This window comes from Spiroplasma endosymbiont of Phycita roborella (genome assembly GCF_964031195.1).
Taxonomy (GTDB): domain Bacteria; phylum Bacillota_I; class Bacilli_A; order Mycoplasmatales; family VBWQ01; genus Spiroplasma_E; species Spiroplasma_E ixodetis_A.
This window is the reverse complement of the sequence record NZ_CAXIQJ010000007.1, coordinates 82,161-97,750: the sequence shown is the minus strand read 5'-3', so window position 1 is coordinate 97,750 and position 15,590 is coordinate 82,161. Positions and strand designations below refer to the sequence as shown.

Here is a 15,590-nt window from a genome sequence, read left to right as displayed (position 1 = left end):
AATAAAGAATTATATTATAGTGTTCGTGGTCAATGAAATGGATTAAACTATGTTACTTTAATTTTTAATAAACCAAAACTTTATAGACGCTGTATTTTATTAAACAAAAACGATGAAATTATAGTAACTGGTGAAATCTTTAATACTTTAAATATTCAAAAAAATCGTGCATTTTGTTCAATTAATGTTAAATGATTTAAAAAATGAAAAGAGTAAAAAATGATATTATGAAAAATTTTATTAATAGTACCAATATTAATAACAAGTATAACTATTTTAATATTTTTAATTTATATAATTATAGATTTAAAAAATGAATATAAAGTTTTAAATCTATTAAATTCAATTGCAAAAGATTTAGAAAAGAAAGATAAAAATAAGGAGAATAAATAATGGGATATTGAACAAAGTATAAATGTGTTTTTTGTGGAGAAATAATGATTGGTGATGAAGAAAATATTGAACATGTAAGAGAACATAGAAAGGGTATTAGATAATGAAAAAAGTTGAAATTAATAAAGAAAAATTACTTGAACATTTAAAAAATATATATTATGGATATAAATTAACAAATTACTCAATTGATATTATTAAAATTTTAATTAATAAAATTGAAAATGGAGAATTTGACTAATGATAATATTACCTACTTTGTTTGAAAATAAAGATGAAATTGAAATATTATCACCATTTCCCAAAGCAATTCATACAAGTAATGATATTAGAGCAATTATTTTAAGACAATACCCAAATGTTAAATCAAAACACATAATTGTTTCTGACCCAGAAAGTAATGTTGCATTAATAGTTGGTGATAATGATGTTTATCAAGGTTGAATTAAAGTAACAATTAAAAAATTAGAAAATTAAAGGAGATTAAATTATGTTAGATGAAATTTTAAAAGTAATTTTTGATAGAGCAGATAAAAAAGAATTAATTTATATAATAGAAAGATTAATTCTTGTTACTAACAATCACATAGAAACAAAAAAATGACTTATTAAAGAATTTGATAAAAATCATTATGTTTTAGAAAAATTATTGAATACGAACGGAGAAGTTAAATAATGTCAAATGAAAATACACAATCAAATTATACTTTAACTAAATTAATTAGAACTGGTATAAGTCCTATTTGTGCAATGATTGGTACAAGTGCTTATTATGGTCAATTAATAGGTAATCCAGTGTTAGGTAGTATTAATTCATTATTATTTGGTAAAAAATTAGGTTTAGATGTATGAAATTTAAATCAAAGACCAAATACTAAAACTAAATTAATTAATAGTAGTAAAAAAATATTATTAGGTTTAGGAACAATTGGTTTAGCAAATTATAGTAAATGAACAGAAAATAATATTAATCCTATTATTCCAACAACACCAACTCCAATAACTACTACAACTACAACAGAAGGTCCTCCATGATTATTATTAAATAAACAAGAACATCAGTCATTAATGGATTGAGATACATATATTAGTTTAAATGCTTATGGTATATCAAATCTTATTAGTGGATTAACTGAATTAATTCCTAATAGATTTGAAACTATTCGTAAAATAGCAAATATGGCAACTGGTGGATGTTTAATATCAAGTGGTGTTGCTATGGGTATTAATAATGATTTTAATAATGCTTATGCAATTCCTACTATTGTTGCAGGTGCTAGTGAAATTATTCATAATTTACTACCTATTGAAACTACACATCATAATGAAGAAATGCAAGAAACATCATTTAATGATGAAACTGCAAGATTAGTAAATGATAATAGATTCACAATTAATAGTGAAACAACTAGTCAATATGGTAGTGATAATATGAGCGAAGTAGCATTAAATCACGATAATGCTTCATTAAATTGAGATTATAATCACATGAGTTTATAAAGGAGGTGAATAATTTATGAATAAAGAAAAATTACTTGAATATTATAATAATGAAATTCATACATATAAAGAGAGAATGGAACAATTAAATAAAGAAATTGCCTTATTAGTAAACATTATAAGTAATTCAAAATCAATGATTGAAAGAATTAATGGTGGTCAATTTGATGAATAATTAAAAATAAAAAAATAAATAATTGAAAGGAAAATATTGAAATGAAAGAATTTATACATGAATTAATTATTATTGGAACAAGTGTTGGAACATTAATTTGCAGAGAAATTATTGTTTTATTAAAAAGATTTATCACAACTCCAAAACATGTTAGAGCAAATAACAAAATTATAAAACATCAAAAAAAATTAGCAAAATTAAATGAAAAGATTAATAAAGGAGAAAAATAATATGACAAAAATTGAATTTAATGAAAAATATAGAAAACAAGATATTAGTATTGATAGAGATTTTGATTTACATATTGATAATTGCTTTAAATTTTCTGATATTGATACATTAGAAAATGCAGTTAATGATTATAAAAAATTAATAAGTGAAATGCCACAATTAGTTAAAGATTGATTATTGGGATAAGATTAGGAGAATGTTAAATGTTAGAAAATGAAAATAATGTTCAACAAACAACTGAACCTTTAACTGAAAATAATGCTCAACAAGAAAAAGAAAATAAAGTTAATGAAGCAGAAAATAAGTTAAATAAACTTAATCAAGAAATTAAAGAAAAAGAAATGATTAATATATTTAAAAAATATCAAGTTAAAACTGAATTTTATGATTATTTAAAATTTAAAACTAATAATTTAGAAAATTCAAAAATTGAAGAAACTATTAAAAAAATGATTAAAGAACAACCGGTATTTAAAGAAATAATTAATACAGGTGGTAAACAACAAACAATAATAACAAATCAACAAAATTCAATAAAAAGTACATTATTGGATTATAAAAAGAAAAATAATTTATAACAGAAAGGAAATAAAAAAATGTCAGTACCATTCAATCAAAATTTAGATAATACCGAAAAATTAGTAGAAGCACCTGAGTTTATAGAATTTTATAAACAATCAAATTCACCATGGGCAAGTTTTTTTCCTATTGAAATGGTTAATTCTACAAAAATTGAATTTATAGTTAAAAAACCAAAAAATTCAGAAATTAAAGTACTAAAATGAAATGATAAAAGCAAAGGATTAGATGTTAGTTACGCTGAAACTATTAAAATTTTAAAAGAAATTAAACAAGAAGCAGTTGCAGGTGAAATAATTGCTAATGTTGATTTAAATGCAGAAAATGGACAAAATTTGTTAAATACAATGCAATATGAAGTTGCTAATGATTTAGCAGATTATTTAGCAAATAATGATACAAATGTAATTGCAAAATATGCAACTAAATTAGATATTACTGATAAAACACCAGTAGGATATTTAAAATCAATGCTATCTGCTTGAAATACTTTATTTCAATTAAGAAATAGTAATAATTGTCAATTTTTTATTACTAATAATTTATATGATAGTTTAGTTTATTTAGCAGATAATAAAGGTTTAATTACTGATAACCAAATAGCACAACAATTAAGATTAAATGGAACAAATTTATATATCAAAGGTGTACTATGTCAAATTGTAATGGATGATTATATGACTTTTACTGATAATAATGAAACTAAAATTATGTCTTTTGTTTTAGCAACACCAAGAGCAATGAAAAGATATATGTTACAAAATACAGTTGTATATGTTCAAGATATTAATGATGGTAAAGTTGGGAGAAGATATTTAGTTGGGGGAGAAGTAACTGGTGAATCAATACCCTATATAACAGATGAAGAAACAACTTCACGCTGAATGTTATGTGGAATTATTAATAGTGATAAAACTGATTTAAAAACTAAAATTACAATTTTAACAACTGATATTACTGCAAATGTTAATAACAATAATAGTGAATTAAATACACAAATAAAAAGTACTAATGAACTTAAATCATTAAATCCTAATTTAACAAATCCAACTATTAAATATTTTAGTGATGCACAAGGAAAAACTAATGTAAGTAATCAAAAACAAAAAGCGGGTGACTTATACATAGTTATTTCTTCAAATGTTAATGATTTAAATTATAAAGGTTCAACAAATCCAATTAAAATAACTCTTAAATAAAGGAAATTAATATCATGCCAATTGGTACAACTAGTACAGCAATACTTTTAAACATAAATAAACCAAAACATACTAGAACAAGTAACCAACAAGAAAATAAAAGTTTTTGATGAGAAATTTTAGAAATGATTGGTGTACAAGTTATAGCAGTAGCACTTGCTCCTTTTACTGGTGGATTAAGTGAAAGTATAGCACTTGGATTAGGTGCAAGTGATTTAATTGCTAGTATTAGTGCTGTTGGTATAGAGTTTTTAACTGATTTTACTATTAATCAAGTTTATGATTATTTAAAAGGAAATGTAACACCATTAAATACTTTTTTTAATATATTACCTGCATTTGCTGGAATTAATAAAATTAGTCGTGGTTATCGTACTACTAAATTTATTAAGTTAGCACAAAAAACTAAAACATTAGAACAAATTGGAATTAAAGAAGCAAAAAATTTACAAGAAATTATTAGTCAAGTAAGTGGTAAAGAAATTTTAACAGATAAAATTATTGGTAATAAACGTTATTTATTCAATTATAGTTTTGCTCCTAATCGTGAAACAATAATACAAAATTTAGGATATGTTGCTGAAAGACAATTTAAAAATAATTTTAAAAAGTTAGAAACCAAAGAGTTAAAAGATTATTTATTATTACAAAATACATTAATAAAATTAAGTCCACAATTAACTCCTAAATTTAAAATCAAAGATATTGAAAAAGCAAATAACTTTTTAAAAAAATATAATACTGAATTAAAAGAAGTATTAAAAATGAACCAACATGATTGATTAAATTTAGTTCATACAATACATGCAGAGAATAGATATGGTAAATCTTTAATTTTGGATTTACAAAAAATTCGTGCAAATGTTATTAAATTTAATTTTAAAAATAATGTTATTCATCAACTTGTTTTAAAAGCAAATCAAAGTTTTAAATATTTTGATATTAGATTTTATTTAAAAAAAGGTTTAAATAAATTTTGAAAAGATACACCATATTTTGAAAAAATAAGAGAAAGTATATATAAATTACAAGAAAAATTTGAAAAGTTAGAAAAACAAGCATTTGAAAAAATTAATAAATTAAAAGAAAAAGCAACTGATTTATTTACTAGTGCAGAAAAAAGAGCAATTAAACATGCACAATTAATTCCATTAAATTCCCCAGTATTTATGGGTTGTAAAATTCAACCTTTATCATTAGATAAATGTGCAATTACTATTTATCATCGTAATCCTAAGTATAAACCAATTACAGTTATTGATAGTATTCTTAAAGCAGAAACTTTTGTTACTCAAATACATCCATTCCATTGATATCGTTGATATAGTGGTTGATACATTGGTTATGGAGTTAATCAAAATAAATGATTAAAAGCAATAGCATTTGCTCCACCAGTTTTACAACAAGTAATTAGAGATAGTTTTAAAGTATATAGAGAAATATTTAGAATAATAAGAACTTATCATAAAGTAGTAAATGTTATTAATAATCCTATTGAAAATATTAACAAATCATTTAAAAATGTTGGTTTAAAGTTTTCAGTTAATACTTTATTTGGTACTGGATTATTACATCATTTAGAAAAATTTGCATATAGTCAAGTTGCAGAAAAAGGTAAGAAAAAATTACAAAAAGAAATTATTCATATATCACATAGAAAAACTAAAACAAAAACTAAACATTATAAAAAAGCATTTTTTAAGGAATGATAAATTATGATTAATAAACTTTGAACTGGTGTCAGTCTAGAAAATTATAATAACTGATATCCATTAACTGGAAAAATTACAGAAACACCACAGCAATATATACAAACATGACCAAATGTTAATGATTGATTTAAAACTTTTGCTATTCGTGCTCAAAATGATATTAATGCTTATCTTGGTTTTATTTTATCTAAATTTCCTTTTGATAGTTTTAAAGATGAATTAATTAAAGAAACATTAAGAGATATGGTTTATGTAACCACTGAACATTGAGTATTTAATCGTACACCAATTGAATTTAATGTTGATGCTACTATTCAGTTTAATAATGGTAGTCAATTTAGTGCAAATAGTATTCCTACAATTAATGTTTGAGATTTAGCACCAAGTAGAATGAAAATATGGGCAAGACTAACAGAATTAAAACAAATATTATCAAATTATAATAATGATGAAATAGATGTTGAAAAAATTGATTTAAAAGCATTTTATACTAGAAATCAAGTTGATGAATTAATCGAACAACAAAAAGAATTTACATTATCAAAACAAATTAAATTATATGATGATTTAGTTGATGATAATGAAAATGAAATATATAGAGGTCCTGTTAGTAAATTTATTAATAAAGGTTATGTTGCAACTGATTATGATAAAGAAACTGAAACAATGATTTTAGATTGACCTGATGAAATTGGTACATTACCCCCCGAAGCATTACAAAATAATCCACAAATTGGTGATTATACGCATGCACCAACTTGTGATTTTTCTGCTAAACAACAAAAACGAATTACTACAAATGAAAATAATATAACTAAATTGAATGATGAATTAACTAAAACTAATGAAAGTATTGATGATATTAAAAATAATTGATTTAATATTGAAACTAGTCCATTATGAAAGAAAATTAATAATGATAATTTTTATTTAGATAAATGAACTATAATTCTTTGAGTAATTGATTTACAAGATAAAAATGATAAAAAAATAGTTAATACTCTTAAAAAAGAAATAAAATTTTTATTAAATAACAATGAAAGTTATAATACAAAATCAATCATTCAAATAATATCATGAGAAGAAATGACAACAGTAGCAGATGTTACTAGAAGCGTAACTTTATTTTATGATTATAGTACAAAAAAAATTTTATTCGAAGTTTCTCCTACTCCTCCAACAATAGAATTTAATACAAATGTAATTAATCAAATTGAAGTATATCAATATCAAGGAACTGGAATACCAACTGAATTTATAGCAGAAGAAAGTACTGAACGTGATTATTATACAAAAATAGAAACTAATAATTTATTAGATAAAAAACAAGATAAAATAGATAATTTACAAGATAAAATTTTTAATGATAAAGATGATAAAAATAAAGTTACGTATTTAATTAATAATGTTTTAAGTGAAGTAAGTGTTAATGGTTTAATTTATTCACAAGCACCAACTATGAATAATGATAATAAAATACCAAATAAAAAATATGTTGATGATAAAATAAATACTAAACAAGATAAAGAAAATTGAAAAGTAATAGGTAATAGTCTTGATAATCGTACATGAGAAGATTTTACTCTTGGTTTTAATAAATATTATAGAGTAATTATTATATGAGAAAAACCACCATTTAATCAAGTAAATACAAGAATTACAGTAGAATTTAAAACTGGTTCTTATTTAGGTGGTAGTGTTAATGAGAAATTTTTTCTTACAAAAGGAGAAATTGATAGTGTAGAAGCAAATTTATATTTGGTTATAGGAAACGAACATAAATTCAAATTAATTATAGATGGTGGTAATGAAAAATATGGAAATATTTTTTCATTAGAAGAATTACAAAATACAATTAAAGTTGATGTTACACCAAAAATAAAAATTAATTCAAGAAGTTTAAAAACTAATGAAATAGAAGAAAATTATTGAGATATTGAATTACCAGATAATCCAACACCAACTCCAAATAATCAACAATGAAAAGATGTAGGAACAAGAGAAAAAAATAAATGAGATAATTGACAAATTACTTATGATTTTCAAGAGAATAAACATTATAGAGTTTATTATTCTTGAAGTATATATAATCCAGTTTATACTATTCAAGAATTTATTATAACTGATAAAAAAATTGCTGGTGTACAAATACAAACCTTTAATGATAGTGCTAATATAGTAATTTTATCAGTTCAACATGCAAAATGGATTACTATTTATACTGGAAAAGGTAATTTAAAAGGTAATGTATGAAAATTAGAAGAATTACAGGAATAATATTATGATTTGAAAAATTATAAAAATTATTTTAGGTTTAATAGGAGTTATATTATCATCAGCTATTGCTGGTTTAATTATATTTATTATTATAAAAATTGTATTTAAAATTAATCAAATATTTTAAAAAAAGGTGGTGAATATTATGTTAGGTAGATTTTTAAGAAAAGATAAAAGCACTAATAATGAAGAAAAAACTAAATTAACTTTTTTAAAAGGTAAAAGTACACATGCTTCTATTTTAAGTTATTTTGGTTTTAATGATTTTAATCATGAAACTTATTTCACTGATTTTGTAGCAGAAAATAACGCTAATTTATATAATGCTCCATTAGATATTAATAATGAAGTTATTACGAAATATTTAATTCAACAAGAATTTTATAGAAAAAATTGAAATTCTATTTTTAAATTAAGTAAATTAGGAATTAGTGGTTATTTAATTTTTATTGCTAATGATGATTTATATTTTCAAGTCGTTGATATACAACAAAGAGTTTATGATATTACTAGTAAATTAATTCAATGCACTATTTTTTATGATAGTTATGAACAAAATGCACAAACTGTAAGATTATTTGAAGTTTATACACTAAATAATGAACAAATAACTATTAATCGTGCAATTTATAGTATTAGTGATAATAAAAAACAATTTCCATTAGATTTTAAATCATATATTAATAACCCTAATTTAGAACAAGAACAAATATTAAATATTAATTATATTCCAATAGCAATTATGCGAAATAAAGCAAATGAATTAGCAGATTGTAATAAAGTAATGGATAAAATTAAAGCATTAGATGTTATTTATGAACAAATTGTTTTAGATACAATTTTAAATTCACCTAAATTTATATTTAGTCAAACTTATGGTAATGTTCAATCAACATTAGAAGAAGCAGTAAGAACACTAGTTACTAAAAACTACATATTTAAAAGTGGTGGAGATAATAATGAACAAAACGAAAATATCAATATGACAAATAGTAATTTTAAAGGTAAAAATTTAACTGATATATATGATTGAAATGTTAATGAAATATTTAAACGTTGTGGTATTCATATTCCAAGTCAAAAGAAATCAGCACAACAATCTGTTCCGGAAAGTACAGCTGTAAATATTTCAACTATTAATTATATTGAACAAAAATTATGACAATTTAACATTGATATTCTTAAATTTATTCAAATATTAGTGAAAATTGATAAAGATTTATTAAATAGTAAAACATTTAATATTAATGATGAGCAAGAAATTAATAACTTAACAGTTAAATTAAAATTATTTAATCCCGAAAATAACCAATTAATAGGAGAGAACAATGGACAATCAAAACAACAAACCACAAACGAAGTTTCCACAGAAACAAACTAAACTTAATCAAGCAGCAATAGAAAATGATTATTTAATTGATAATATTCCTTATGACTTTACTAATATGATGCGTGCTACTAGTGACCCAGATATTAATAGAGCATACGATGAATTTAAAAAAAGAACAATTTATATTTATGAAATTGAACGTTTATTTAAAAATAATGAAAATAATAGTTTAAGATTTTCAGCAAATACTATTAAAATTGGTTTTATTGATATTGAAAAAGTATTAAAAACTACTGCTGTTGAAACATCTGACTTTACTATGCAATTAAATCAAAGAGCAAGTACAAATATTAATGATAATACAATTGAATATAGTATGACTGATATTAAAAATTTAATTTTTCAAGAAATAAATTTATTAAATCAATTTAAGTTATATGCAGTTTCTATTAATGAACCATTAACTGAAAATAATATTGATAATTTATATATCATTAATAACTATTCTCAACCTTATCAAAATCCAAAAACAAGAAGTACTAAAAGTATTACTATTATTAAAATTAAAGATTTTAAAACAAGAGATGGTTATCCTATAATTATTAAATTACAAAAACCATTAGATAAAGATACCAAAGTTATTGGCTTAAAAATTAAAGCCCCTAGAAGTATGATTTTTGGCAATATAAAGGTACTTGGTGAAGTTGACAATATGGAAGTATACCCAAAGTTATTTGTTAAAGATAAAATAGCATTTCCGCTGTTATCAATGCCTATTGAAACGCAACCAAAAGTTAGAATACTACAACAATGATTTAGTGAACAAATATTACCTTGAAATTTAGCAAAGCAATTTATAGGACAAGAAAAATCAGTTTTAGACTTAATTAAAATTAGTAGTGGTTCTGTAACAAGAAGAGAAGTTATTAATAATGCAAGAATAACTCATGCTTGATTAGGATATGAGTTTAGTAATGTTTTAGGTGGTAAATGACCATTAAAAAGCCAAAAAGAATTAAAGGATAAAGAAGTTTGAGATTTTGTAGGTGAAAGTCAATTTTATCAATATGTTGCAACTAATAATAAATTTGATGACATTGAAATAGAAATTAAAGATGCACCAACTAATGATAGTTTACAACAACTATTATTAGATATGCTAAGTTACACATATAACTATAATAGAAATTTTGAAGGTGCTACATATGATGAAAAAACAGGTAAACCAACAAATAAAATGGCAATATTACGTGATACATTTTCAGGACAAAAACCTGATGAAATTATTACTAACTTATTTAAACAGTGAGAATTAGATTATCCAAATTACATCAATTTATCACAAGTTAAAATATTTAAACAAGTATTGATTATGTTATCAAAATATATTTATTCATCTTTATCAATAAATAAAGGATTAAATGATGATAATAAAATACTATTACCTTATTATTTTGAATTAAAATCAAGTCCAATAAAACCTAGTGATAAAGATATTTGAAAATATAAAGACGTAAAAGTTATATTAAAATCTCCATATTTTGATTTTACAGATATCAATAATATTAAATTAAAAAATAATGATATTAGTCAAAATGAATTATTTAAGTTAGATGATAATCAATTTAACTGATTATCTATTACAAATGAATTAGAAAGTAATAATATACCTTCTTTAATTCCTGCTGATTGAACATTAGCAAATGGTGAATATGGAAAATATTTTACAAGAACAATTATTAGTAACAATAAAATTGAGAATGCTTTAAATTTATATGGTTCAAATAAATCTCAATTATTTTCAAAATTGGAATTTTATGAAGAAATTTTACAAATTGATAATATTAATGAATTAGAATTACAAATTAAAAATCCAATTAATAACTTAAATCGACTAGAAATTAGTGGTATATTTGGTGCTGGTGACTATGATTTAATTTTAATAACTAATAAGCAAGAAATAAATCTAACTAATATTAACTTATTTGATAAATATAATGAAAACATTTCTTACATAAACTTAGAAATTTAATTATCAAAATATCCATCAGGATATTGACCATTTCATTTTATATCCTCTTTAAATTTTGGCTTAATATCAAAATATAAATCTATTTTATTTTCATCATATAAATTTTTAGTTTCTCATATTGTTGTTCCAGCCCCCCCCAGTAGACTGTATAATCATGTCCTAAAAATGATTGATAACCATTAGTTTTATTTTGTGCTATCGAACCAATTATTAAACCGGTTGTAGCAAGAACTAATGCTAAAATTGATGTTATTTTATAAAAATTTGTTTTTATTCATGTTTTCATATTAAATTACTCCTTTTTAATTTGTTATTTTTTCTTAATTTTTGATAACTTATTCTTTATTTTTATAATTAAAATGGTCTTCAAATTCTTTTATTTGAATTTGAATTATTTTCAATCGTAGGATAATTATCTGCTAATTTATTAATGGCATATTTAAACAATGAATTTTCAAAATTTTCAGCTTCTTTTTTTAATTTATCGACTAATGGTGATATTGAATTATCTATTTTTTGAATTTTATAATTAAGTTTATCATTTCAATCATTTCATTGTTCATTGCTTACTTCATTTCATCATTTTCCATTTTGTATTTCTTCAAGGGAATATTTTTCATCATCATGTTCTTCAACTCATTTCATAATTTCTTTTTCAATTGTATTTTTTTCAGCTTTTCTTTTAAAATTTTGAACTTTTTCAGATGATGAATCAAAAATCATTCATGATTTATCAATTGAACTAAGTCTTTTATCAACATGATTATTTCAATTTTTAGTCATAGCATTAAATGATTCATATGATTTTAAAGGTTTTTTATCATTAAAATCATTAAATATAAATTCAAATATATTATAAGCAAATTTTTCTTTTTCTTCATTTTCAATTTTTTCTTTTAAATCTTCCTTTTCTTTTAAAGTGAAAAAAAATTTTTCTTTGTTAACTAAGCATAAAGCATCATTTGATTTGTTTAAATCTTTATAATTTACAAATTCTGCACTGATTACTTCTTCTGCTTTTGTTCCATCACCTTTACCTTTGTAAATTGCATTCAAATTTAAATTTAGATTTGTTAAATCTATAGTAAAAAAATATCATAATTTTGTACTTGATTTATTTGCATAATGTTTACCTAAATAATAAATTTTTGATTTATCATTTTTAACATTAATTCCAGTTTCCTCCAACATCTCATTAATTACAGTTTGATAAGGGTCTAAATTTTCAAGTCCACCAGTGATACTACTATATTTACTAATTTTTTTATCTTTAAATAATGGATTATTTTCATTAGTTAATAATAAAAAAAAATATTGATTGTCTTCTAAAACATAGGGTAATATTGCCACTCCTTGGTTATTACATCAAGGTTCTTCAACACCATACATAAAGTCTTTTTTAATTAATTTTAAAAATTCTGGATTCATTAAATTACTCCTTTTTTTAATTTTACTTTTAAATTGTACTATTTTTGATTATTTTTACAAGTATGCTTTTAAATGCAAAATAACGCCTAAATTAAAGGCGTTTATTTTGTGATACCTATATTATTAATTGAATTGTATTTGTTTATTATATTTTAAATATGAAAGTGATTTTTTAAATATTTTTTATTTTATTTAAAATAACACTTATATATTTATATAATAATTAAGTAAATTAATTTTTTAAATATATTTACAATAAATTTAGATTTTTTTAAAATAGTTAGGAGAAGTAAATGTGAATTTTAATTATAAATGAAATTTTAGAGAACAAAGTGCAAAAATTGATAAATTAGTTTTAGAACATATAACAAAAAAATGAGAAAAATGAGATTGAAGAATAAAAAATACAAGAGATAAAAAGAAATATAAGATTGTTGATTATCAATATCGAACAAGAAAAATAATGTATGGATTAGTAACTTATAAAAGAAGAATTTATGAATATTTTGATGAAAAATTACAAAAATGAGTTCGTGTTTGTTTAGTTGATGAATGACTAGAATTACCTAAATATAAAAGAATTGGTGAAGATGTTGAACAAACTATTATTGAATATTTTGCTGATGGAAAAAGATATCATGATATTTGTGCTATTTGTAAAAAAGCAGGTATTAGTGTTAGTACTGTTCATAGAGTTTTTAAAAATTTAAAAGTAATTGAAGTAAATCCAGTAAAAGTAAAATTAGAAAAAAATCAACCTATTTTTGTAGCAATTGATGATGGACATCGAAAATTTTGAAATTTTAAACGTAAGGGTATAAAACACTCTATGCGTTTAATAGTAACATATACAGATAATATTAATCACAAAGTACAAAATAAAAGAGTAAAAGCAATTATTAGACCAACAAAAACAGCAATTGGTGTTAAAAAAACTGCTGAATTTGTTAAAGAACATTGTCAAAATTTTTATGAAAACATTGAACAAGCAAAAATCATTATTTGTGGTGATAGTGCAGGATGAATTAAAGATGTAGCAGATTATTTAGGTGCACAATTTGTTTTAGATAAATTTCATTTAATTAGAACATTATATCTTGGAATAATGTCTGGAAATAAAGGAAAATATTTAAAAAAATATAATCACTGTAAAAATTTAATTAATAATGGTCAATATGAACAATTAATTATCTATTTATATAAAGAATTAGATAATCATAAAAAATTAAAGAAACAGTATTTTAAAAATAATAAACAAGGTATCGAAAATCAGGGTGCAAAATGAAATATTGGTTGTTTTACAGAAACAAATATTTGACACGTTTTAAAAGAAATGCTTGGTAATAGAACATATAATATTTTAATTTATATTAAAATGGTTATTTTTAAATGTAATAAGATAAATTTAGAAACATAGTTTTAATGTATGTAATAGTTACTTATTATTTCACAATTTTGAATAGCATCTCAAAAATTATTATTTTTTATTTTTACTTTTAAACCAATAATGAAAAAAGTTAATGATAAAATTATAATTATTAAAATTGGTACTAAAATTAGACAAAAAATCACTCCAATTTGTAATTGAATTCAATTATAATAATTTCCATTACAATTAGTTATTGAACATACAAATTTCGGAGAACAACCTAAAATATGGATTATACTGGTTGTACTTAATATTCCAAATCCATTTTTTTCTAGATTTATATGTTTTTTTGTTAATAAATTATAAATATGAGAATGATAATCACAAGAACCTATAAGAGTTAAACCTATAGTCATAATTAAAATAGTAAAAATAAATAGTAATACAGTTATTAACTGTAATTTTTTAAGTGCTTTAATTGTCATCTTTAAATTCTCCTTAATTTTATTTCATAAGTTTAACACTTACTAAACTTAATTATAAGTATTTTAGTTGCAATAAATTTAAAAAAATTATATTATTTAAATACAATTTCATAAAAATCCAAATTATTTCTTGTCTAACATAATAATAAGACTTATGAATTAATTTATTCCGGATTTTTGACAATCTCCCTTTCATCATTAAATGGTGTTTCTTGCATTTCTTCAATATGATTTGTAGTTTCCATAGGTAGTAAATTATGGATAATTTCATTTGCACCAGCAACTATTGTAGGTATAGCATAAGCATTATTAAAATCATTATTTATACCCATTGCAACACCACTTGATATTAAACATCCACCAGTAGCCATATTACAAATCTTTCTTATTGTTTCAAATTTATTAGGTATTAACTCAGTTAATCCACTAATAAGATTTGATATACCATAAGCATTTAAACTAATATATGTATCTCAATCCATTAATGACTGATTTTCTTGTTTATTTAATAGTAATCATGGAGGACCCTCAGTTGTAGTTGTAGTAATTATTGGCATTGGTGTTGGTGGAATAATTGGAGTAATATTATTCTTTGTTCATTTACTATAATTTGCTAATCCAATTGTTCCTAAACCTAATAATATTTTTTTAGAACTATTAATTAATTTAGTTTTAGTATTTGGTCTTTGATTTAAATTTCAAATATCTAAACCTAATTTTTTACCAAATAATAAACTATTAATTGAACCTAATACTGGATTTACAATCACTTGACCATAATAAGCACTTGTACCAATCATTGCACAAATTGGACTTATACCAGTTCTAATTAATTTAGTTAAAGTATAATTTGATTGTGTATTTTCTATACTTGGCATTT

General features: G+C 22.1%; 21 protein-coding genes. 17 read left to right on the top strand and 4 right to left on the bottom strand.

All coding sequences use genetic code 4. From position 1 onward, the window contains the following. The 16 genes from AAHM95_RS09620 to AAHM95_RS09545 form a co-directional block, all read left to right on the top strand. Positions 1-216: hypothetical protein (locus AAHM95_RS09620; protein WP_342274760.1), on the top strand; the 216-nt coding region annotated here is incomplete at its 5' end. Between the two features lie 3 nt (positions 217-219). Then, positions 220-393 carry a hypothetical protein gene (locus AAHM95_RS09615; protein ID WP_339046679.1) on the top strand — a complete coding sequence of 58 codons (174 nt, stop codon included), beginning with the start codon at positions 220-222 and terminating at the stop codon, positions 391-393. A gap of 103 nt (positions 394-496) precedes the next feature. Then, a complete protein-coding gene (locus tag AAHM95_RS09610; RefSeq protein ID WP_342273927.1) occupies positions 497-634 on the top strand; it encodes a hypothetical protein in 138 nt (45 codons plus the stop codon). Beyond that, complete coding sequence (locus tag AAHM95_RS09605) at positions 634-870, top strand: hypothetical protein (protein WP_174480108.1); 237 nt, start codon at positions 634-636, stop codon at positions 868-870. Before AAHM95_RS09610 ends, AAHM95_RS09605 begins: the two co-directional genes overlap by 1 nt. 13 nt (positions 871-883) lie before the next feature. Next, positions 884-1,069 (top strand): hypothetical protein, encoded by a 186-nt coding sequence (locus tag AAHM95_RS09600; protein WP_338987820.1) that lies wholly within the window; start codon positions 884-886, stop codon positions 1,067-1,069. Then, positions 1,069-1,893 (top strand): hypothetical protein, encoded by an 825-nt coding sequence (locus AAHM95_RS09595; RefSeq protein WP_342273928.1) that lies wholly within the window; start codon positions 1,069-1,071, stop codon positions 1,891-1,893. Before AAHM95_RS09600 ends, AAHM95_RS09595 begins: the two co-directional genes overlap by 1 nt. A gap of 16 nt (positions 1,894-1,909) precedes the next feature. Further along, on the top strand, positions 1,910-2,068 hold the full coding sequence (locus AAHM95_RS09590) for a hypothetical protein (RefSeq protein ID WP_342273929.1): 159 nt from the start codon (positions 1,910-1,912) through the stop codon (positions 2,066-2,068). A gap of 41 nt (positions 2,069-2,109) precedes the next feature. Further along, positions 2,110-2,298 (top strand): hypothetical protein, encoded by a 189-nt coding sequence (locus tag AAHM95_RS09585; RefSeq protein WP_342273930.1) that lies wholly within the window; start codon positions 2,110-2,112, stop codon positions 2,296-2,298. 1 nt (position 2,299) lies between these two features. Further along, positions 2,300-2,485, top strand: a complete 186-nt coding sequence (locus AAHM95_RS09580; RefSeq protein WP_281748210.1) for a hypothetical protein — start codon at positions 2,300-2,302, stop codon at positions 2,483-2,485. A gap of 17 nt (positions 2,486-2,502) precedes the next feature. Then, on the top strand, positions 2,503-2,877 hold the full coding sequence (locus AAHM95_RS09575; RefSeq protein WP_342273931.1) for a hypothetical protein: 375 nt from the start codon (positions 2,503-2,505) through the stop codon (positions 2,875-2,877). A gap of 18 nt (positions 2,878-2,895) precedes the next feature. Beyond that, on the top strand, positions 2,896-4,077 hold the full coding sequence (locus tag AAHM95_RS09570) for a hypothetical protein (RefSeq protein ID WP_342273932.1): 1,182 nt from the start codon (positions 2,896-2,898) through the stop codon (positions 4,075-4,077). Between the two features lie 14 nt (positions 4,078-4,091). Then, the gene (locus AAHM95_RS09565; protein WP_342273933.1) at positions 4,092-5,789 is read left to right on the top strand and encodes a hypothetical protein; all 1,698 of its coding nucleotides are present in this window, start codon (positions 4,092-4,094) and stop codon (positions 5,787-5,789) included. A 3-nt stretch (positions 5,790-5,792) separates the two neighbouring features. Then, on the top strand, positions 5,793-8,066 hold the full coding sequence (locus AAHM95_RS09560; protein WP_342273934.1) for a hypothetical protein: 2,274 nt from the start codon (positions 5,793-5,795) through the stop codon (positions 8,064-8,066). A gap of 4 nt (positions 8,067-8,070) precedes the next feature. Beyond that, positions 8,071-8,193 carry a hypothetical protein gene (locus AAHM95_RS09555; RefSeq protein ID WP_342273935.1) on the top strand — a complete coding sequence of 41 codons (123 nt, stop codon included), beginning with the start codon at positions 8,071-8,073 and terminating at the stop codon, positions 8,191-8,193. A gap of 18 nt (positions 8,194-8,211) precedes the next feature. Further along, positions 8,212-9,447 carry a hypothetical protein gene (locus tag AAHM95_RS09550; RefSeq protein WP_342273936.1) on the top strand — a complete coding sequence of 412 codons (1,236 nt, stop codon included), beginning with the start codon at positions 8,212-8,214 and terminating at the stop codon, positions 9,445-9,447. Then, a complete protein-coding gene (locus AAHM95_RS09545) occupies positions 9,395-11,428 on the top strand; it encodes a hypothetical protein (protein ID WP_342273937.1) in 2,034 nt (677 codons plus the stop codon). Before AAHM95_RS09550 ends, AAHM95_RS09545 begins: the two co-directional genes overlap by 53 nt. A 79-nt stretch (positions 11,429-11,507) precedes the next feature. Here AAHM95_RS09545 and AAHM95_RS09540 read toward each other — a convergent pair whose 3' ends face one another. Both AAHM95_RS09540 and AAHM95_RS09535 read right to left on the bottom strand, forming a co-directional pair. After that, the gene (locus AAHM95_RS09540; RefSeq protein ID WP_342273938.1) at positions 11,508-11,714 is read right to left on the bottom strand and encodes a hypothetical protein; all 207 of its coding nucleotides are present in this window, start codon (positions 11,712-11,714) and stop codon (positions 11,508-11,510) included. A 68-nt stretch (positions 11,715-11,782) separates the two neighbouring features. Further along, positions 11,783-12,856, bottom strand: a complete 1,074-nt coding sequence (locus AAHM95_RS09535; protein ID WP_342274759.1) for a hypothetical protein — start codon at positions 12,854-12,856, stop codon at positions 11,783-11,785. Positions 12,857-13,151: 295 nt separating this feature from the next. On the opposite strand from AAHM95_RS09535, the gene AAHM95_RS09530 reads away from it, so the two are divergent. Next, a complete protein-coding gene (locus AAHM95_RS09530; RefSeq protein ID WP_342274758.1) occupies positions 13,152-14,273 on the top strand; it encodes an Mbov_0401 family ICE element transposase-like protein in 1,122 nt (373 codons plus the stop codon). A gap of 2 nt (positions 14,274-14,275) precedes the next feature. On the opposite strand, the gene AAHM95_RS09525 is transcribed toward AAHM95_RS09530, so the two are convergent. Together AAHM95_RS09525 and AAHM95_RS09520 are read right to left on the bottom strand one after the other, a co-directional pair. After that, the gene (locus tag AAHM95_RS09525) at positions 14,276-14,710 is read right to left on the bottom strand and encodes a hypothetical protein (protein WP_342273987.1); all 435 of its coding nucleotides are present in this window, start codon (positions 14,708-14,710) and stop codon (positions 14,276-14,278) included. 164 nt (positions 14,711-14,874) lie between these two features. Then, complete coding sequence (locus AAHM95_RS09520) at positions 14,875-15,588, bottom strand: hypothetical protein (protein WP_342274757.1); 714 nt, start codon at positions 15,586-15,588, stop codon at positions 14,875-14,877. Positions 15,589-15,590 lie beyond the last annotated feature (2 nt).